Consider the following 19982-nt stretch of genomic DNA (forward strand, 5'->3'; position numbering starts at 1 on the left):
TCGCAATCCGCGAGATCGTCGGCGCATGACGAACCACAGCGAAACGACCGGCTCCTTCGAAGACGGTGACATTTCCGGATGCGACGGGCTCGACCGGCCCGTGTCCCACGCCGGCCGACCCACTCCCGGCGAGGCCTCCACCCACGGTGACGCCCCTGGCCACGGCGATACGGCCACGTACGGTGACGCGTCCGCCGAGGGCGGCGAGCAGCCGTACGACGACGGCGAGCGCCCGTACGACGGCCCCCTGGCATACATCAGCCACACCCCCTACGACGTGAGCACCCCCTACGCAGGTGAGCCCGCCGCCCACCAGGTCACCCTGCGCACCCCGGGCGAACTCGCCGACGCCCTGCCCTACCTGCTCGGATACCGGCCGGAGGACAGCATCGTGCTGGTCGCCCTCAGCGACCGGGCCGGCCGGGGCCGGTTCGGCGGCCGGGCCAGGCTCGGCATCCCCGCCCACCCCGGCGACTGGCCCGCCGCCGCCCGCCAGCTCGCGGAGGGGCTGGTGAAGGGAAGCGAGCGGCGAGGCGCCCGCCCGGCACAGATGGTCGCCTACCTCTGCCAGGACCCGGCGAAGGGCGAGACGGGCCGCGAGGTCATGGCGCGGCTGATGCCCCTGGCCCGCGCCCTGCGTGTCGCCTGCGGAAAGCTCGACGCCCCGGTCATCGAGGCGCTCTGCATCTCCGACGGCCGATTCTGGTCCTACTGCTGCCCGCGCGAGGGCTGCTGCCCGGTCGAGGGGACCCCCATGGGCCTGCCCGGCACCTCCGTGCTGGCCGCGGCCGCGACCTACGCAGGAATCCAGGTCCGGGGCACCCTGCGCGAGCTGCGCGCCCGGCTGCTGCCCCTGGAGACGGGAGTCGCGCTGGAGCAGGAAGTCGCTCTGGACACGGCGAACAGCGCGCTGGTCACGAGGATGCTCGACGACACGGGCCGGGCGGTGGTCGCCGAGGAGACGATCGAACGGGCCGGACGGCTCATCAGGCGCTTCGCCGAAGCGCGCGTCGTGCTGGGCAACGCCGAGGCGGACCGCAGGGACGACGAACTGCTCGGCTGCGACGAAGCCGCCGCCCTGATTCTCGGCCTCCAGGACCGGGTGACACGCGACCGGGCGGCGGAATGGATGGAGGGAGACGAGGCGCCGCCCGCCCTGCGCCTGTGGCGGGCGCTGGCCCGCCGCTGCGTCGGTCCCTACGGCGAACACGCCGCGGCACCGCTCACCCTCGCCGGCTGGGTCGCCTGGTCCGGCGGCGACGAGCTCGAGGCCCGCGAGGCCCTCGCCATGGCCCTGGGCGCGGACCCCGACTACCTCTTCGCCCGTCTGTTGCACCAGGCCTGCAACGAGGGGCTCGACCCGGAATCGGTACGCCGTTGTCTGCGCTCGGAGCGCGAGGGGCGTCAGGCCCGCGGCCCACGGACACGCGCGGCGGACGACCTGGCCGCCTTCAGGGACGAGAACGGCGCGTCGCAGACCGCACGGACGCGGCGCGGGCCAGGCGCGAGCGTCGGCCGTTCCCGTACGCCCTCGACGCGTCCTGCCCCCGGGAACAGGGGCGGCTCACGCCCCCGCGCCGCCGGGAAGCCATCCGCTCGGCGCCGAGGAACCTGCCCCGAAGGCGTGCGGGCCGACGGGGACGGCACCAAGGGCGAGGAGTGAACCGGCGTGGAGGCGTTGACGGCGGCGGCCCCTCCCGCCTCCCCCCGCGGCGAGCCGACGCCCGGGACCCCACCGCCGATCGGTGGGGTCCGTTCGCCAAGGCCGTGACCTGGGAGAGTCCCGCCCCGTTCACCTGAGTGGCGGTAGACCCGCACACGAAGGAACCGCCACCGCGCACCCGCATCGCCGGAGTCCGTCACCGGCCACGCCCCTGCCCGAGGCGCACAGAGAGCAGAAGAAGCCACCCCATGCACCAGCCGACTCCGCCCTCCGCCGCTCGACACACCTCGCCTGCTCGTCGGGCGGAGGACACCGCGGGCGCCTTCACCGGCCAGGGCCAGAACACCCCTGGCAGGTCCGCCGACATGGCAGCCCTCCCGCCCATCGGCGCCGCTCGCGGCCCGTCTGCTCGTCCGCCGGGAGGTGGGGGTGTGGCACCTGCCACGCCTCCCCCCGCATCGCGGCGCTCCGGAGATCTGCCGCCCACCCACACCGCGATGATCTGCGTCGCCCTGCCGGGCCTCGCCGTCTCCACCGAACAGGGACAGCTGACCGGTCGCGGTCTGGAAGGCTTCTACCGGGCCGGCAGACGCATCCTGTCGCGCTGCCAGGTGCGGGTGGCCGGCCGTGAACCGCTCGGGGTGCAGGCGCGGATGACCTCGGCCGACCGGGCGTACTTCACGGCCACGTTGCGCGTCACGCCGCACGGCGGTCCCGATCCGGACGTCGTCGTCGAGCGGAGCCGCTGCGCGGACGGCACGGAACTGATCACGCTGCGCAGCGCCGCCACACGGCACCTGCGCCTGCCGGTCGAGGTGGCGCTGGGCACGGACCTCGCCGACATCGGGGCGATCGCGGCCGGCGCCGTGGGCCCGGAACTTCCCGCCCACGTCCGTGACTCCGGCTTGTGCTGGTCATCCCCCGCGGGCACCTCGAGCGTCACCGCCGACCCGCCACCGGCCGACGTGATCGCCGCCGCGGGACTGCTGCGCTGGGACTTCGACCTGCCCCCAGGCGGCAGCGTCCGCGTGGAACTGAAGGTCCGCCCGGAAGGCGCGGGCCCGGTCCGGGCCGTCGGCCGCGTGGCCACGAGCCCCCTGTCGCCCGCCCGTGCGACCGGGGACGACCCGCGCGTGGCGGCGCTCATGGCCACGAGCGTCGAGGATCTCCAGGCTCTGCTGGTGCGCGACCCCGCCCACCCCGCGGACACCCATCTCGCCGCGGGGGCGCCGTGGCGCTGCGGTCTGGCCCCGGCCGAGGCGCTCGCCGCAGCCCGTATGACCCTGCCTCTCGGGACCCGGCTCACCGCGGGCACCTTGCGCACCCTCGCGCGCACCCAGATCGCACAACAGGGACCGCGCCACGGCATGATCCCCGGTCCGCGGCGGGACGCGGGCGGCCATCTGCCGCCGAGCTGCACCGGCACCGAGGCCACCCTGCTCTTCCCGGTGCTCCTCGCCGAGGCCCGCCGCTGGGGGCTGCCCGATCAGGACACGGAGGAACTGCTGCCGACCGCCGAGCGCTGCCTGGCCTGGCTGCGGACCACAGTGGGGGAGGGGACGTATCTGCGCGACCCCCAGCCCGGCGGGCCCGTCCGCTGCGAGACCCAGGCGCACGCCCATCGGGCGGCCCTGCTCGGCGCCGACCTGCTCGACACCTGCGGCAGGGCGAGCGCCGACGCCGGCTGGCTGCGGGAGTGGGCGCGGAGACTGCGGGCCGTCTTCCGGCGGGACTTCTGGCTCGACGACCGAGCCGGAGGCAGGCCCCCGGCCGCGCTCACCCCGGACGGGCGGCCCGTGCCCCACCTGGGCGCCACGGCGGTCCACCTCCTGGACACCGGCCTGCTCGGAGGCGGTGTCATGGCCCCCGGACTGCTCGACAAGGTGCAGACCGAGAGTCTGGCCCGGCTGCTCGGCAGCCCCGCGATGGACTCGGGCTGGGGCCTGCGGGGCATGAGCGCCAAGGAGGCGGGCCACAACCCGTTCGGCCATCGCGGCGGTGCCGTACGGGTCCACGAGACGGCGATCGCCGTCGCCGGTCTGGCCGCCGCGGGCTACGAGAAGGAGGCCGGCGGGCTGCTGGGCGGGGCACTGGCGGCGGCCGAGGCCTTCGGGTACCGCCTCCCGGAGATGTACGCCGGGGAGCAGCGCACCGAGGGAAGCGCCCCTGTGCCCCACCCGGCCGCCTGCCGCCCGGCCGCCACCTCGGCCGCCGCCGGGATCCTGTTGCTGACCACCGCGGCCGGCATCCGGCCCGACGCACCCGCCGGGACGATCACCCTGCGTCCCCAGCGCGGCGCGCCCCTGGGCGAGATCGGCCTGACCGGACTGAGGGTCGCGGGCGAGCCCTTCTCCGTACGGGTCGGCCGACTCGGTCTCGCCATGGTCGAGGAAGCGGCCGAAGGACTGCAATTGGGGGTGTGACCTGGGATGACGAGGAACAGGACGGGACCCGGAGCCGACCGGGTGACCGCGATGCCGTACCGAAGTGGATCAGCCGTCGAAGCGTCCGGCGAAGGGTGTGTTTATCGTCAGGAAGACGACTATGATCGCCGCATGCCCTACGACCCGTCAGCCTTTCCGCCCTTTGCCGTCACAGTGGACCTGGTCGTACTGACCGTGCGCCGCCATGCCCTGTGCGCACTGGCGGTGCGCCGCGGAGAGGCTCCGTTCCAGGGCAGATGGGCGCTCCCGGGCGGCTTCGTGCGGGCCGACGAGGACCTCACCCAGGCGGCGGCGCGGGAGCTGGCGGAGGAGACCGGGCTGCTGGCCCACGACCCCGACGCCCCGGCCCAGGACAACGGCGCCCACCTGGAACAGCTCGCCACCTACGGCGACCCCGGCCGGGACCCCAGGATGCGTGTCGTCAGCGTCGCCCACCTGGCGCTCGCCCCCGACCTGCCCGCCCCGCGGGCCGGCGGCGACGCCAGCAACGCGCGCTGGGCGCCGGTCGAGGAGCTGCTGCAGCAGGGCGGTTACGGCCGCGACGGCGAACCCGTCGCGCCCCTCGCCTTCGATCACGCCCGCATCCTCGCGGACGGGGTGGAGCGCGCCCGCTCCAAGATCGAGTACTCCTCGCTGGCGACCGCGTTCTGCCCCACCGAGTTCACGGTCGGGGAGCTGCGCCGGGTCTACGAGGCGGTCTGGGGCGTGGCCCTCGATCCACGCAACTTCCACCGCAAGGTCACCGGCACCCCCGGCTTCCTGGTCCCCACCGGAGGCACCACCACACGCCAGGGCGGACGCCCCGCCCAGCTCTTCCGCGCCGGGGGCGCGACGCTGCTCAATCCGCCGATGCTGCGCCCCGAAGTGTGACGCCAAGCCACCGCAACTGCTCACCCGCCCACGGGAGTCGGTTCCAAGGCTGAGAAGCGGCGGGTCGCACGCGTCCACATGGCCCGCCCCGTCGGCCATGCTGTGTCCGGAAAAACCGCATATGGCGCGCTATCTTGCTAAAGGTGATCCAGGCCTTCGGATTGACCAGTGACTCCCGCAAGGAGCTTCCAGCCGCCGTCGACGACGTCTCCTTCGAGGCAGGTGCGGGCCGCGTCACCGTGCTGCTCGGGGCGCCGGGCGCGGGAAAAAGCACGGCGCTCAGACTCATGCTCGAACTCCAACAGGGCCGTGGTCTGACCTACTTCAGAGGTCGCCCCCTGCACCGCATCCCCCACCCCTCACGCGAGGTCGGGGTCCTGCTCGGAGACGTGCCGGGGCACCCGGCCCGTACCGTCCGCGGTCATCTGCGGATGCTCTGCGCGGCCGCCGGGGTTCCGGTCCGCCGCGCCGACGAAGTGCTGGAGGTGGTCGGACTGATCAGCCTGCGGGACGAGCGCCTCGGCACCCTCTCCCGGGGCATGGACCGGCGGCTGGGGCTCGCCTGCGCCCTCCTCGCGGACCCGCACACTCTCGTGCTCGACGAACCGGCCGAGGGACTCTCCGGCCGCGAAGACCGTTGGCTGCACGGCATGGTGCGTGCGCACGCGGCCCACGGCGGCACGGTGCTGATGACCACGGCCGACCCCAAGGAGGCCGTCCGCACGGCAGACCGGGTCGTCACCCTCGAACAGGGCAGACTCGTTGCCGACCAGGAGGTCGGCGACTTCGCCCGCACCCGCCTGCGCCCCCGCGTGGCCGTCCGCAGCCCGCATGCCGCCCGCCTGGCCGCCCTGCTCACCAAGGAAGCGCGCACCGGGCATCGCTCCGTCGAGGTCGTCCAGGAGGACGGCAACCGGCTCTGCGTGTACGGCAGTACATGCGCCGAGGTCGGCGAGGCGGCGTTCCGGCACGGCATTCTCGTCCACCAACTCGCCGACGAGACCGGAGACATGGGCCCGGGCGCCGTTCCCGAGCCGCGTCCCTCCGGTTCAGGGGGTTCCGGTGTCGTACGGGCGGAGAGTGTCGTACGCGCGGGGAGTGGCCTAGGGGCGGAGAGCGGCGCAGAGACGGAGGACGGTGAACCGGAGGGTGCGTTGCCTTCCGATGACGCATCGGTGTTCGAGGCGATGCCGGCGCCCGCCGCCGACCCGGCCCCGGGCCCGGACCCGGGCGGCGCCACGGCTTCCGAAGTCGCCGGCAAGCCGGAGCTCCTGCCCCTGCCGCTGGCGGTCGCCGAGCAACTGACCTTCCCCGAGCCGGCCGCCGACCCCGACAGGGACGGTCCCCGGTCGCCGAAGAAGTCCGGCCGCACCCTGCGAGGCAGGCGCCGAGCCCGCTCCGCCTCCCGGACGTCACGCTTCGCCACCATGCCGGGGAACCTCGACTCCGTGTCGGCCCTGCCGCCCCCGATCTCCGTCCGCTCCGCCCCCAGCCCCCTGCGCCCCCTCCGCTACGAACTCCGCCGTGCCGCCGGAATCGGCACCGGCTTCCTGACCGGCGCTGCCGTGCTCCTCTCCTCGGCCGTCATCGCCGTACTCCTGGCGCGTGCGGGACACACGTCGCAGGCGCGGCTGCTCGCCGCGTGGCCCGTGGAGCTGCCGCTGCCGCCGGCGGCGCTCGGCGCGGGACTGCTCGGTGCGCTCGCCTTCGGGGACGAGTTCCGCCACCCCGCCCTGGCCGCGGACCGCGGCACCGTGCCCCGCAGGCTCGGGCTGCTCGGCGCCAAGCTTCTCGTCGCCGGGCTCACCGCGCTGATGCTGGCCTTCCTCACCGTGGGCTGCGACGCCGAAATGCTCTATCTCCTCTACGGCCGGGAGCTCGCGAGGGTTCCCGCGGAGTGGGCTTCGCTGAGCGCGAGTTGGCTCGCTCTCGTGGTCGGGTGCGCCTGGGCCGGCGTTCTCGCGGCCGGTGTCTTCCGGTCGACCACGGCCGGACTCGCGGCCGTGCTGGCCGTACCGGTCGCCGTGGTGCCCGTCGCGCAAAGGGCCGCCGAGCACGCATCCGTGCGGACCGCGGCCGGCTTCTCGTTGCGGTTGCGCGAGGTACTGCTCGTCCAGTGGCCCTTCGGTGGAGAGCGCTATCTGTTCGCCGCGCTGCGGGTGATCGCCCAACCCGTGGGCGGGGCAATGGCGTTGTCGCTGGCCGTACTGCTGGGCGGGTATGTGCTGGTGAACCTGCGGAGCAGAGTCCGCTGACGACTGTTGTGCACCCATCCTGTCCTGGCGTGTGCACAACTACCCGGAGAACGCCCGTTTCTTTCCGATAAGGCGTCAATTGCGACGGAGTGAGCGATCACCCTTTCGTGTGCTTTTCACCAAAGACCTCAAGGGAGTTGGAGGCGAAGCCGACAAAGGATCCGTGAGTACCCTTGCGCACACCATGATGACCGCCGCCCGCTCCGCCGACTCCGGTCTGGCCGGCCCGGGCGAACTCGACCGCTACCCCTACGCCGACGCTCCTGTGGCCGACCGTGTGGGAACCCCCGTCTGGGAGGGCGCGGACCCCGAGCTGGGCCGCGTGGGCCGGCGCACCGCGGGCAGCCGCGGACGCGGGCTGCACGGCCAACTCGTCCAGCAGCTGGGCCAGATGATCGTCTCGGGTGACCTCGGCGCAGACCGTCCGCTGGTGCCCGAGGAGATCGGCCAGCGCTTCGAGGTGTCCCGAACCGTCGTCCGTGAGTCGCTGCGCGTGCTGGAGGCCAAGGGCCTGGTCAGCGCCCGGCCGAACGTCGGCACGCGCGTGCGTCCCGTCAGCGACTGGAACCTGCTCGACCCGGACATCATCGAATGGCGGGCCTTCGGACCGCAGCGTGACGACCAGCGGCGCGAGCTGAGCGAGCTGCGCTGGACGATCGAGCCGCTCGCCGCCCGTCTCGCCGCGGGGCACGGGCGGGACGACGTCCAGCAGCGACTGGGCGACATGGTCGAGATCATGGGACACGCCATGGGCCAGGGCGACGCGCTCACGTACTCCCGGGCCGACACCGAGTTCCACTCGTTGCTCATCCAGGTCGCCGGCAACCGCATGCTGGAGCACCTCTCGGGGATCGTCTCGGCCGCCCTGCAGGTGTCCGGAGGTCCGGTCACGGGCTGCGACCGGCCGACCGAGGCGTCCCTCGCGCACCACGCCAGGATCGTCGACGCCCTGGCCGCGGCCGACGGCGGTGCGGCCGAGGCGGCCATGCGGCAGCTGCTCACCGTGCACCCCGAGGTGGAGCGCGTCGTGCCGGCGCCGCGCGAGCACTGACGGCCCGCCGCGGGAAGCGCGACCGGGGATGTCGTTCCCCCTTTCCGCCCTCCTCGGCCGGCTCCCCGCCCTCGGTGATCGGACCCCGCAGAACCCCGCTCAGGGGCCGCGGGGTCCGACGGTGTGACACGGACCGGGGTGGATCGCGGCAACCTGGGTACGTACTACGGGTGACCACCTCTGCCCGTGTCTGGCCGCTTTTGAGCGCTTACGCGGTGTGACTCGGGCCACGAAGATTGGGCGTAACGCTTGTGGAAACAACGCGATGACCTAAGAGGTGACAGCCGAGGAGGGAATACGGACGCCGTTCAAGGCGCTGTGCATCTTCCCGGCCCCCCGCCCGCACCGTCGGTCCACCCCCAAGGCCGGTGGTCGGCTCCTGTCCGCCGTGGACGGGGCCGGAAGCCGTTTTCCAACGTTCCGAGAGGTTGTTCGTGTCGGCCAGCACATCCCGTACGCTCCCGCCGGAGATCGCCGAGTCCGTCTCTGTCATGGCGCTCATTGAGCGGGGAAAGGCTGAGGGGCAGATCGCCGGCGACGATGTGCGTCGGGCCTTCGAAGCTGACCAGATTCCGGCCACTCAGTGGAAGAACGTACTGCGCAGCCTCAACCAGATCCTCGAGGAAGAGGGTGTGACGCTGATGGTCAGTGCCGCGGAGCCCAAGCGCACACGAAAGAGCGTCGCAGCGAAGAGTCCGGCCAAGCGCACCGCCACCAAGACGGTCGCGGCGAAGACGGTGACCACGAGGAAGGCCACCGCCACCACGGCTGCCCCGGCCGCACCCGCTGTGGACGACCCGGCAGAGGAAGCCGCCCCCGCCAAGAAGGCGGCTGCCAAGAAGGCCGTGCCCGCCAAGAAGGCGGCGGCCGTGAAGAAGACCGTGGCCACCAAGAAGACGGCGGCCGCGAAGAAGACCACCGCCAAGAAGGACGACGCCGAGCTCATCGAGGACGAGGTCCTCGAGGACGCCCCCAAGGGCGGCGACGAGCCCGAGGGCGCCGAGAGCGCCGGCTTCGTGCTCTCCGACGAGGACGAGGACGACGCGCCCGCCCAGCAGGTCGCGGCCGCCGGTGCCACCGCAGACCCGGTCAAGGACTACCTCAAGCAGATCGGCAAGGTCCCGCTGCTCAACGCCGAGCAGGAGGTCGAGCTCGCCAAGCGCATCGAGGCCGGTCTGTTCGCCGAGGACAAGCTGGCCAACGCCGACAAGCTGGCCCCGAAGCTCAAGCGCGAGCTGGAGATCATCGCCGAGGACGGCCGCCGCGCCAAGAACCACCTCCTGGAGGCCAACCTCCGCCTCGTGGTCTCCCTGGCCAAGCGCTACACCGGCCGCGGCATGCTCTTCCTGGACCTCATCCAGGAGGGCAACCTCGGTCTGATCCGCGCGGTCGAGAAGTTCGACTACACCAAGGGCTACAAGTTCTCCACGTACGCCACCTGGTGGATCCGTCAGGCGATCACCCGCGCCATGGCCGACCAGGCCCGCACCATCCGTATCCCGGTGCACATGGTCGAGGTCATCAACAAGCTCGCGCGCGTGCAGCGCCAGATGCTCCAGGACCTGGGCCGCGAGCCCACCCCGGAGGAGCTGGCCAAGGAACTCGACATGACCCCGGAGAAGGTCATCGAGGTCCAGAAGTACGGCCGCGAGCCCATCTCGCTGCACACCCCGCTCGGTGAGGACGGTGACAGCGAGTTCGGTGACCTCATCGAGGACTCCGAGGCCGTCGTCCCGGCCGACGCCGTCAGCTTCACGCTCCTCCAGGAGCAGCTGCACTCGGTCCTCGACACCCTGTCCGAGCGCGAGGCGGGCGTCGTCTCGATGCGCTTCGGTCTCACCGACGGTCAGCCGAAGACCCTCGACGAGATCGGCAAGGTGTACGGCGTGACGCGCGAGCGCATCCGCCAGATCGAGTCCAAGACCATGTCGAAGCTGCGCCACCCGTCGCGCTCGCAGGTCCTGCGCGACTACCTCGACTAGACCGGATCGGTCGCACGACCCAGCTCGTGTCCGTCCGGCGCCCGAGGCCCGGTCTCCCCTCGGGGAGCCGGGCCTTCGACATGAGCGGGGGCCTTCGGCGTGGGCGCGCGGTCGCGAGGTGTCGCGCACTGGATCACTCTGGGTGTTCATCGATCACTTCGGAGTGAGGAGTGTGCATGCGTCGTCGCTTTGTCCGGGCACTGGCCCGGCCATTGGCACTGGCGGCCACCGCGGTGGCCATACCGCTGCTGTCCGCCGCCCCCGCGGCCTCCGACGTCGTCCTGGGCGGATACCCCGTCGAAGCCGCCCAGAACCCGTGGACGGTCGCGCTGTCCAGCCGTGACCGGTTCGGACGCATGAGGTCGGGACAGTTCTGCGGCGGTGTCGTGGTGGACCCCACGACGGTGCTCACGGCGGCCCACTGCATGGCCGAGGACGTCCTGGGGGCGCCGCCGGACCGGGCCCGCGATCTGAAGGTCATCACGGGCCGTACGGATCTCTACACGGACGAGGGGCGGGAGATCGCCGTCCGGGAGACCTGGGTCAACCCGGCCTACGACAGCGGCACCAACGCCGGCGACTTCGCCGTGCTCACCCTCGCCGAGCCCCTGCCCAGGACTTCGGCCATCGGTCTGGCCGGACCGGGCGACGCGGCGTACCGGCCCGGGACGGAGGCCGTGATCACCGGCTGGGGCGACACGACGGGGTTCGGCGCGTATCCGCGCCGGCTGCGGGCCGCCCATGTCCATGTGCTGGCCGACGCGCTCTGTGAGCGGGCGTACCCGGGCTCGGCCGACGGCAAGTACCTCTCGGCGAGCATGGTGTGCGCCGGGGACGAGCGTGGCGGGCGGGACGCCTGCCAGGGGGACAGCGGCGGGCCGCTGATCGCACAGGGCCGACTGATCGGGCTCGTGTCGTGGGGCAGCGGCTGCGGGAGGCCGGAGAGTCCGGGGGTCTACACCCGCGTCTCCGAGATCGTCCGGACGCTGGGCCGGGGCAGGACCCCGCAAGGGGCCGGAAAGACCCCCTGACGACGCCTGTGTCGGTTCTCCTGGCCTCCGTGGGCGGCGCGGCGCCGCCCGGGAAGCCCGTCGGCGGACCAGGAAGCCATGAGAGCGGGCGGCGGCCCCTGTTTCCAGGGACCGCCGCCCGCCTGCCGGCCTGTGCCGATGGTGGCTCGTCGTGGACGCGTCGGATCAGCGCTCTTCTTCGGAGGCGGATGCGGGAACGGTCGTCAGCCGCTCCGTCTCGTCCTGTATTTCAGCGGCGATCTTCTTGAGTTCCGGCTCGAACTTGCGGCCGTGGTGGGCGCAGAAGAGCAGTTCTCCGCCGCTGAGCAGGACCACGCGCACGTACGCCTGGGCGCCGCAGCGGTCGCAGCGGTCAGCGGCCGTCAGCGGGCTCGCGGGGGTCAGAACAGTAGTCACGTCGCCTCTTCTCTAGCTCGACGAGCTGTCGTACCAGGGTCAACATCCAACCAGCCCCAAAACGTTCCCGCTCGTGGCTTCTCCTCGAAAAAAATCTTCGAGGCGGCCGTCTGCTGCCGGTTTGGCGGCGAATGTGCCGTATTGCGTCTCGGTGGTGCTTACGGTTTCGCGCTGTCGGTCATGGTCTCGATCCTCCCCGGCTGGATTGCCGGTTTGTTCATGAGGACGTGCCCGGAGCCTAAATGGTTCATGCCTCGAAGGGAACGTGATATGTACTTCACTCCAACGAGGGATCGAACACGCATACGACCCTGGACTAGTCTGAGTTCAGACGAGGGTGGCGTGACAACGGCTCTACCAGGCCTCGGTACCCTCTTGGCGGCGAACGAAGCCGTGCCCTTACCCAGAAGGGCCCCACCTGAAATTCAGCGAGGAGCGAACCGCGTGACCGCCGAAACGTCCGTGCCGTCCACTGCGCTGCTGGCAGGAGCAGACCGGGACGGTTCCAACTACACCGCGCGGCACCTGCTCGTCCTCGAGGGCCTCGAGGCCGTGCGGAAGCGCCCGGGCATGTACATCGGATCCACCGACAGCCGTGGTCTGATGCACTGCCTGTGGGAGATCATCGACAACTCCGTGGACGAAGCCCTCGGGGGCTACTGCGACCACATCGAGGTGATCCTCCACGACGACGCCTCGGTCGAGGTGCGCGACAACGGCCGGGGCATCCCCGTCGACGTCGAGCCCAAGACCGGCCTCTCCGGCGTCGAGGTCGTGATGACCAAGCTGCACGCCGGCGGCAAGTTCGGCGGCGGCTCCTACGCCGCCTCCGGCGGTCTGCACGGCGTCGGCGCCTCCGTCGTCAACGCCCTCTCGGCGCGCCTCGACGTGGAGGTGGACCGCAGCGGACACACGCACGCGATCAGCTTCCGGCGCGGTGTGCCGGGCGCCTTCGCCGCGGATGGTCCCGAAGCGAAGTTCGAGGCCCAGGGCGGTCTGCGCAAGGCCAAGAAGATCGCCAGGGCCCGTACCGGCACGCGCGTGCGGTACTGGGCCGACCGCCAGATCTTCCTCAAGGACGCCAAGCTCTCCCTGGAGAACCTCCACCAGCGCGCCCGGCAGACCGCGTTCCTGGTGCCCGGCCTGACCATCGTCGTCCGCGACGAGTACGGCCTCGGCGAGGGCGGCAGCAAGGGCGAGGAGTCCTTCCGCTTCGACGGCGGCATCAGTGAGTTCTGCGAGTACCTGGCCACGGACAGGGCCGTCTGCGACGTCCTCCGCTTCACCGGGCAGGGCACCTTCAGGGAGACCGTCCCGGTCCTGGACGAGCACGGGCAGATGACCCCCACGCAGGTCACCCGCGAGCTCGAGGTGGATGTCGCGATGCGATGGGGCACGGGGTACGACACGACCCTGAAGTCCTTCGTGAACATCATCGCCACCCCCAAGGGCGGCACGCACGTCGCAGGCTTCGAGACGGCCGTCACCAGCACCATGAACGAGGTCCTGCGCGCCAAGAAGATGCTGCGCGTCGCCGAGGACGACATCGTCAAGGACGACGCCCTGGAGGGCCTGACCGCGGTCGTCACCGTCCGCCTCGCCGAGCCCCAGTTCGAGGGCCAGACCAAGGAGGTCCTCGGCACCTCGGCGGCCCGGCGCATCGTGAACACCGTGATCTCCAAGGAGCTCAAGGCGTTCCTGACCTCCACCAAGCGCGACGCGGCGGCCCAGGCCCGCGTCGTCATGGAGAAGGCGGTCGCCGCCGCCCGGACCCGCATCGCGGCCCGTCAGCACAAGGACGCACAGCGCCGCAAGACAGCCCTGGAATCCTCCTCGCTGCCCGCCAAGCTCGCCGACTGCCGCAGCGACGACGTCGACCGCAGCGAGCTGTTCATCGTCGAGGGAGACTCCGCGCTCGGCACCGCCAAGCTGGCCCGGAACTCCGAGTTCCAGGCGCTGCTGCCGATCCGGGGCAAGATCCTCAACGTCCAGAAGTCGTCCGTGACCGACATGCTCAAGAACGCCGAGTGCGGCGCGATCATCCAGGTCATAGGGGCCGGCTCCGGGCGCACCTTCGACATCGACGCCGCCCGCTACGGCAAGATCATCATGATGACCGACGCCGATGTGGACGGCTCCCACATCCGGACCCTGCTGCTGACGCTGTTCCACCGCTACATGCGGCCCATGGTCGAGGCCGGCCGGGTGTTCGCCGCGGTGCCGCCGCTGCACCGCATCGAGCTGGTCCAGCCCAAGCGGGGCCAGGACAAGTACGTGTACACCTATTCGGACCGCGAGCTGCGCGACAAGCTCATGGAGTTCCAGAGCAAGGGCGTCCGCTACAAGGACTCCATCCAGCGCTACAAGGGTCTCGGTGAGATGGACGCCGACCAGCTGGCCGAGACGACGATGGACCCTCGCCACCGCACCCTGCGCCGCATCAACCTCTCCGACCTGGAGGCTGCCGAGCAGGTGTTCGATCTGCTCATGGGTAATGACGTCGCGCCGCGCAAGGAGTTCATCTCCAGCTCGGCGGCGACCCTCGACCGGTCACGCATCGACGCGTAGCCGCCGGGTCCGCCCCGGGCGTGCACCGGGAGCGGGCTTTGGGCTGGCCACGGTGGACGCCGGGGCGTCGGCCCGCTGGACGATCGGCACGACGGGGGTTGGATTCCCGGGGGGAATCAACCCCCGTCGGCCTACGGTCCGGCACCGGCCCGCTCGCGTTGCTCTCGCGCCGGGCCCTCCACCCGGGGGTGGAGTTTCACGGCTGCAGGGATCCACCCCTGATCCACCCTGGCTCCGATCCGCCGACCTGCGCGAATCCGTAGCGTCGAAGGCGTCGGCAGTGCTCGCTGCCGGCATCCCTTCTCGCTCACGGAGGCCGTGATGTCCGGGCTGATCGACGCGCTGGTGATCGTGGCCGTGGCCGCGCTGGTGATCGTGCGCCAGTTCCGCGCAAGCCGTGTCGACACGGACCGGCGATGGTGGCTCCTCCCCGCGATCCTGGCCGTCGTAGCCCTGCGCGAGCCCCACCTGCTCGACGCCCGCCACGTCCTCGCGTCGGCCCTGATCCTGGGCGCCGAACTGATGGTCGGCCTGGCCACGGGAGCCGGCTGGGCGTGGACCACCCGCATCTGGGTGGAAGCCGGCGGCGCGGTGTGGAGCAAGAGCACCCGGGCCAGCGTGGGCGTCTGGATCCTCGGCATAGGCCTGCGCGTGGCACTGTTCGCCCTGGGCACGCGGTTCGGGGTCCACCAGGACGGCTCGGCCCTGCTGCTGGCGCTGGCGAGCACTCTGCTGGTCCGCTCAGGAATTCTGATCTGGCGCGCGCAGCGTCTGGACCGGAGCCCTGTGCACAGCACGGCGTACGGTGAGCAGACGGTCCGGACCACGTGGAAGGAGCACGTGTGACGGAGAACGCCTGGACGCGCTGGCCCTCTCGTGAGGCGCTGAGCCGGCAGGGGACGACGACTCCCCGGCGCCTGCTCGCGTGGGTGGTGCGGCTGATGCTCCTCGGCATCCTCCTGTGGGGCGCCTTCCACGGCAGCCGCGTGCACGGCTGGGTCGCCGTGGCCGGAGCCGTGGGAGTCCTCGTGACCGGCGGGCTGGCCTGGTGTTTCTGGCGGACCACGCTCCAGCACCGGTTCTGGCCGTCGTTGGCCGTGGTCCTGCTCCTGCTGGGGCTCGCCGTCGCGGCCCAGGCCGTGGGATTCCGGGAACCCGCCCTCGTCGTGTGGTGCGGTTGCTGTATCGCGGTGCTGGAGCGGATGCCCCTGGCGGTGGCACTGCCCGTCGCCTCGGTCGCGCTCGCCTCGTACGCGGCGGTCAACGACGACGTATGGCTGACCACGGCCGCGACGGTCGGCGGGATGGCCCTCGCGGGATACACACTGCGCCTGGACGCCGAGGCCCGCGGCAACGCCCAGCGGCTGCTCGCTCAGGAGCGCGCCGCGCGGGCCGCGGAGGCGGAGTCGGCCGCTCTCGCCGAGCGGGCCCGGATCGCCCGGGAGATCCATGATGTGCTGGCCCACAGCCTCTCGGCGCAACTGGTGCATCTGGAAGCCGCCCGGCTGCTGATCGAGAGAGGCGCGGAGCGTGAGCAGATACTCGAACGGGTGGTGGCGGCCCGGGGGATGGCCCGCGACGGCCTCGACGAGACCCGGCACGCGCTGTCCGCGCTGCGCGGCGATCTGACGCCGATCGAGGACTTCCTGACCGACCTCGTCCGGGCGGCCGACGGTGCCGAGGTCACCGTTGCGGGTGACCGCAGAGCACTGCCGGCCGAGGCGTCGCAGGCCGTGCGCAGGGTCGCCCAGGAGGCCCTGACCAACGTCCGGAAGCATGCTCCGGGCGCCAAGGTGAGCGTGCGGCTGGAGTACGAACCCCATGAAGTGGTCCTGGACGTGCGGGACTCGGGAGGCTCGCCGGGTGAACTCGCCCAGGCCGGCGGCGGGTACGGTCTGCTGGGGATGCGCGAGCGCGCCGAGCTGCTGGGCGGGTCGCTGGAGGCCGGACCGGACGAGGAAGGGTTCGTGGTGACGCTGAGGGTGCCGGTATGACGGAGACGGCGGAGCGGAAGCCGGCCAGGGTGGTGGTCGCGGACGATCAGACCGTCGTCCGGGAGGGCATCGTGATGCTGCTCGGGCTGCTGCCCGGGGTCGAGGTGGTGGGGGCCGCGGGGGACGGGGACGCGGCCGTGCGGCTCGTCGCCGAACTCGCCCCGGACGTGGTGCTGATGGATCTGCGGATGCCACGCTGCGACGGCGTGGAGGCGACCCGGCGGATCCGGGCCGAGCATCCCGGGACGCAGGTCGTGGTGCTCACGACGTACGCGGACGACGAGTCCCTGTTCCCGGCACTGCAGGCCGGGGCGCGGGGATATCTCACCAAGGACGCCGGCGGGGACGAGATCGTGCGGGCCGTGCACAGTGTGCTGTCCGGGGACGCGGGGCTGTCGCCGAGCGTGCAGCGGCGGCTGCTGGAGCGGCTGTCCGCACCCGAGCCGGAACCGGTCGCGCCCGCCGTTGCGCCGGACGGGCTCACCACACGGGAGACGGAGGTGCTGACACTGATCGCCGAGGGACTCGGCAACCAGGAGATCGCCCGTCGACTCCAGGTGTCCACGGCGACGGTGAAGACCCACATCAACAACCTGTTCACCAAGACAGGGCTCAAGGACCGTGCGCAGGCGGTGCGTTACGCGTACGCAAAGGGGCTGGTCCGGCCACCGACGGCATGAGTGGTCTTTCGTCACCTGATGGGGTGAAGCAGGCGGGGAAGGAGAACCGGGGGTCTTCGCGTTCTGTCCATCCTTGGGCATGCAGTCAAGCAATGGCCGTGCCCGCGGCGGCGGGGACGGTTCTGAGAGATCCGGCGAGCACCATCACGGCCGGGGCCCGCAGTTCGTCGAGGCGCCGGGCGAGGTGCGCTACGAGGACCCCTGGTACGACGAGCTCGCGTCGGGCTGGGGCGAACAGGGCACGACGGCCCCGGCGGGCTCGCACGGGGCCGAGGTGCCGACGGCCCGCAGGCAGCGGGAGGACGGGGCCGTGGCGGCGGCGCAGGTCTATCTCGAGGTGCAGCGCAGTGCCGCCTTCCAGGAAGTACGCAGCCGCTACCGGCGGTTCGTGGGCCCGGCGTGCGCGGGGTTCCTCCTCTGGTACGTGGGCTATGTCGTGACCGCGACGGCCGCGCCGGGGTTCATGGCCAGGCCGGTGGTGGGCGCCGTGAACGTGGCGCTGATCGCGGGGCTCGGTCAGTTCCTCACGACGTTCCTGCTCACCTGGGCCTATGCGCGGCACGCGCGGCTGCGCCGGGACCGTGCGGCGCTCGAACTGCGCTGGGACACACAGGAACTGACGCGCGGGGCGAGGAGTGGTGCGTCGTGACCGGACACCATCAGACACTGGCGTTGGCGCTGTTCAGCGCCTTCGTCGCGGTCACCCTGGGGATCACGACCTGGGTGAGCCGCAACCGGCAGGGGTCGGAGGAGGAGTTCTACGCGGGAGGACGGTTGTTCTCCCCGATGGAGAATGGTTTTGCCATCGCGGGCGACTACATGTCGGCTGCCTCCTTCCTCGGTGTCGCGGGGCTCATCGCGCTCTTCGGCTACGACGGACTGCTGTACGTGGTCGGGTTTCTCGTGGCCTGGCTGGTGGTGCTGTTCCTGGTCGCCGAACTGGTGCGCAACTGCGGACGGTTCACGCTCGCCGATGTCGTCGCGGCCCGGATGAGCGAGCGGCCGGTGCGGATCGCGGCGGGAACCTCCTCGGTCACCGTGTCCGTTCTCTATCTGGTGGCGCAGATGGTGGGCGCGGGCAGCCTGGTCGCGCTGCTGCTGGGGAACACCGGTGAGGCGGCCCAGGCGTGGGCCGTCATCGGGGTCGGGGCGCTCATGGTGATCTATGTGTCGTTGGGAGGAATGCGGGCCACCACATGGATTCAGATCGTGAAGGCGGTGCTCCTGCTCTGCGGCACGATCGCGCTCACGGTGCTCGTGCTGGTGCGATTCCACGGGGACTTCGACCGACTGCTGCTCACGGCGGCCGAGCGCAGCGGTCACGGCGCCGCGTTCCTCGCGCCCGGGCTGAAGTACGGCGGGGACTGGACCGCCCGCCTCGACTTCATCAGCCTCGGGCTGGCGCTGGTGCTGGGGACGGCGGGGCTGCCGCACATCCTGTCGCGTTTCTACACGGTGCCGACCGCGCGGGCCGCCCGGCGGTCCACGGTCTGGGCGATCGGGCTCATCGGCGGCTTCTATCTGATGACGATCGTCCTCGGGTTCGGGGCGGCGGCGATCCTCGGACCGGAGACGGTGCGCGGTTCGAACGTGTCAGGGAACACCGCGGTTCCGCTCCTGGCGCTCGACCTGGGCGGCGGAGCCGACTCGACGGGCGGCACGGTTCTGTTCGCGTTCGTGGCGGCGATCGCGTTCGCGACGATTCTCGCCGTGGTCGCCGGGATCACGCTGGCCTCCTCGGCGTCGGTGGCGCACGACCTGTACGCCTCGTTGCGCCCCAGCGGGGCGAAGGCCCGCAGCGAGGTGGCGGTGGCGCGGATCGCCGCCGTCGGCATCGGTGTGATCGCGATCGCCCTGGGGCTGCTGGCCCGTGATCTCAACGTCGCCTTCCTGGTGGGGCTGGCGTTCGCAGTCGCGGCGTCCGCGAATCTTCCGGTACTGCTGTACTCCCTGTTCTGGCGCGGTTTCACCACGCGGGGCGCGGTGTGGGCGGTGTACGGCGGACTGGTGCCGGCGCTGGTGCTGGTGGTGCTCTCACCGGTGGTGTCGGGCAGCCCCGAGTCGCTCTTCCCCGGCGTCGACTTCCAGTACTTCCCGCTCCAGAACCCCGGAGTGGTGTCGATCCCGCTGGGCTTCCTCGCGGGCTGGCTCGGCACGGTCACCTCGGCCGAGATCGCGGACGAGGCCAAGCACGCGGAGACCGAGGTCCGGTCGCTGACGGGGGCGGGCGCCGTCTGACCCGGGGCGGCTCCGGAGCGCTACGGCGCCACCCAGGCGTAGCGGTGTTCCGGGCGGCCGGTGTCGCCGTACTTGAGGGACAGGCGCAGACGGCCGGCCTGTTCCAGGTGGCGGAGGTAGCGCTGGGCGGTGGAGCGGCTCAGGCCCGTCTCGGCGGCCACCTCGTGGGCCGAGAGCGGGTGGTCGGCGCGGTGCAGGACGGTGCAGATCAGGTCCGTCGTCGGTTCCGAGTGGCCGGTCGGCAGGCCGGGGGAGGACAGGACCGGGGTGGTGCGCAGGGCGCCGAAGATCCGGTCGACCTGTTCCTGGCCGGCGACGCCCCGGCCGCCGACCCGGTCCACCGTGCGGCGCAGCGCGGCGTAGGAGTCGAGACGGGTGCGCAGAGCGGCGAAGGTGAACGGTTTCACCAGGTAGTGCAGGGCACCCAGGCGCATGGCGGTCTGCACGGTGGTGACGTCGCCGGCTGCCGTGATCATGATGACGTCGGTGCCATGGCCCTGTTCCCGCATCCGGTGCACCAGCTCCAGGCCCGTCCCGTCGGGGAGGTAGTGGTCGAGCAGGACCAGGTCGATGCTTCCGCGCTGCACGGTGGCCAGCGCCTGGGCGGCACTGTGCGCGCGGGCGGCCACCCGGAAGCCGGGAACCTTTCCCACGTACTTGGCGTTTATCTCGGCGACGCGGAAGTCGTCGTCCACGACCAGGACGTCAATCATCGGGCCTCTTTCCCTCAAGGCCTGGTGGGCGTTAAGCCCATGTTTCGGCTCCGCTGTTGTAGCGCGCGCAAAAAGAGCACAACAGCCTCTTGCAAGC

At 71.6% G+C, this 19982-nt stretch carries 15 protein-coding genes; 13 read left to right on the plus strand and 2 right to left on the minus strand.

Features of this window, described 5'->3' with window-relative positions:
* Positions 1-25 precede the first annotated feature (25 nt).
* From AQJ64_RS00065 to AQJ64_RS00095, 7 genes are all read left to right on the plus strand, one after another.
* Entirely contained in the window at positions 26-1663 is a 1638-nt protein-coding gene (locus AQJ64_RS00065) for a DUF4192 domain-containing protein (RefSeq protein WP_079061379.1), read from the plus strand.
* A 497-nt stretch (positions 1664-2160) separates the two neighbouring features.
* Positions 2161-4086, plus strand: coding sequence for a glycogen debranching N-terminal domain-containing protein (locus AQJ64_RS00070; RefSeq protein ID WP_055636012.1), 1926 nt, complete (start codon positions 2161-2163; stop codon positions 4084-4086).
* A 132-nt stretch (positions 4087-4218) separates the two neighbouring features.
* A complete protein-coding gene (locus tag AQJ64_RS00075; RefSeq protein ID WP_055636011.1) occupies positions 4219-4977 on the plus strand; it encodes an NUDIX hydrolase in 759 nt (252 codons plus the stop codon).
* A gap of 143 nt (positions 4978-5120) precedes the next feature.
* Positions 5121-7232 carry an ABC transporter ATP-binding protein gene (locus tag AQJ64_RS00080; protein WP_059202292.1) on the plus strand — a complete coding sequence of 704 codons (2112 nt, stop codon included), beginning with the start codon at positions 5121-5123 and terminating at the stop codon, positions 7230-7232.
* 163 nt (positions 7233-7395) lie between these two features.
* Positions 7396-8283 carry a FadR/GntR family transcriptional regulator gene (locus AQJ64_RS00085; protein WP_079061380.1) on the plus strand — a complete coding sequence of 296 codons (888 nt, stop codon included), beginning with the start codon at positions 7396-7398 and terminating at the stop codon, positions 8281-8283.
* 434 nt (positions 8284-8717) lie between these two features.
* A complete protein-coding gene (locus AQJ64_RS00090; RefSeq protein ID WP_055637825.1) occupies positions 8718-10265 on the plus strand; it encodes an RNA polymerase sigma factor in 1548 nt (515 codons plus the stop codon).
* A 176-nt stretch (positions 10266-10441) separates the two neighbouring features.
* A complete protein-coding gene (locus AQJ64_RS00095) occupies positions 10442-11296 on the plus strand; it encodes a S1 family serine peptidase (protein WP_055637812.1) in 855 nt (284 codons plus the stop codon).
* 165 nt (positions 11297-11461) lie between these two features.
* Here AQJ64_RS00095 and AQJ64_RS00100 read toward each other — a convergent pair whose 3' ends face one another.
* Positions 11462-11692, minus strand: a complete 231-nt coding sequence (locus AQJ64_RS00100; protein WP_030790025.1) for a DUF7455 domain-containing protein — start codon at positions 11690-11692, stop codon at positions 11462-11464.
* 444 nt (positions 11693-12136) lie between these two features.
* Here AQJ64_RS00100 and AQJ64_RS00105 point away from each other — a divergent pair, with 444 nt between their 5' ends.
* The 6 genes from AQJ64_RS00105 (at position 12137) to AQJ64_RS00130 (ending at position 19172) form a co-directional block, all read left to right on the plus strand.
* Positions 12137-14260, plus strand: coding sequence for a DNA gyrase/topoisomerase IV subunit B (locus tag AQJ64_RS00105; protein WP_055637813.1), 2124 nt, complete (start codon positions 12137-12139; stop codon positions 14258-14260).
* 321 nt (positions 14261-14581) lie between these two features.
* Positions 14582-15106: a DUF1453 family protein gene (locus tag AQJ64_RS00110; RefSeq protein WP_055637814.1), complete on the plus strand. Its 525-nt coding sequence runs from the start codon at positions 14582-14584 to the stop codon at positions 15104-15106.
* Positions 15103-16254 carry a sensor histidine kinase gene (locus tag AQJ64_RS00115; protein ID WP_055637815.1) on the plus strand — a complete coding sequence of 384 codons (1152 nt, stop codon included), beginning with the start codon at positions 15103-15105 and terminating at the stop codon, positions 16252-16254. Before AQJ64_RS00110 ends, AQJ64_RS00115 begins: the two co-directional genes overlap by 4 nt.
* Positions 16251-16934, plus strand: a complete 684-nt coding sequence (locus AQJ64_RS00120) for a response regulator transcription factor (RefSeq protein WP_055637816.1) — start codon at positions 16251-16253, stop codon at positions 16932-16934. Before AQJ64_RS00115 ends, AQJ64_RS00120 begins: the two co-directional genes overlap by 4 nt.
* 79 nt (positions 16935-17013) lie before the next feature.
* Positions 17014-17583, plus strand: coding sequence for a DUF485 domain-containing protein (locus AQJ64_RS00125; protein WP_055637826.1), 570 nt, complete (start codon positions 17014-17016; stop codon positions 17581-17583).
* Positions 17580-19172, plus strand: a complete 1593-nt coding sequence (locus tag AQJ64_RS00130) for a solute symporter family protein (protein WP_055637817.1) — start codon at positions 17580-17582, stop codon at positions 19170-19172. Before AQJ64_RS00125 ends, AQJ64_RS00130 begins: the two co-directional genes overlap by 4 nt.
* A 20-nt stretch (positions 19173-19192) precedes the next feature.
* On the opposite strand, the gene AQJ64_RS00135 is transcribed toward AQJ64_RS00130, so the two are convergent.
* Positions 19193-19885, minus strand: a complete 693-nt coding sequence (locus tag AQJ64_RS00135) for a response regulator (protein WP_055637818.1) — start codon at positions 19883-19885, stop codon at positions 19193-19195.
* Positions 19886-19982 lie beyond the last annotated feature (97 nt).

The organism is Streptomyces griseoruber, from assembly GCF_001514205.1.
Taxonomy (GTDB): Bacteria; Actinomycetota; Actinomycetes; order Streptomycetales; family Streptomycetaceae; genus Streptomyces; species Streptomyces griseoruber.

What these genes read in the sequence shown, in the direction of transcription:
- AQJ64_RS00095 (WP_055637812.1), top strand. Translation starts at nt 10,442, where the DNA reads ATGCGTCGTCGCTTTGTCCGGGCACTGGCCCGGCCATTGGCACTGGCG.
- AQJ64_RS00125 (WP_055637826.1), top strand. Translation starts at nt 17,014, where the DNA reads ATGCAGTCAAGCAATGGCCGTGCCCGCGGCGGCGGGGACGGTTCTGAG.
- AQJ64_RS00065 (WP_079061379.1), top strand. Translation starts at nt 26, where the DNA reads ATGACGAACCACAGCGAAACGACCGGCTCCTTCGAAGACGGTGACATT.
- AQJ64_RS00120 (WP_055637816.1), top strand. Translation starts at nt 16,251, where the DNA reads ATGACGGAGACGGCGGAGCGGAAGCCGGCCAGGGTGGTGGTCGCGGAC.
- AQJ64_RS00075 (WP_055636011.1), top strand. Translation starts at nt 4,219, where the DNA reads ATGCCCTACGACCCGTCAGCCTTTCCGCCCTTTGCCGTCACAGTGGAC.
- AQJ64_RS00135 (WP_055637818.1), bottom strand. Translation starts at nt 19,885, where the DNA reads ATGATTGACGTCCTGGTCGTGGACGACGACTTCCGCGTCGCCGAGATA.
- AQJ64_RS00110 (WP_055637814.1), top strand. Translation starts at nt 14,582, where the DNA reads ATGTCCGGGCTGATCGACGCGCTGGTGATCGTGGCCGTGGCCGCGCTG.
- AQJ64_RS00070 (WP_055636012.1), top strand. Translation starts at nt 2,161, where the DNA reads ATGATCTGCGTCGCCCTGCCGGGCCTCGCCGTCTCCACCGAACAGGGA.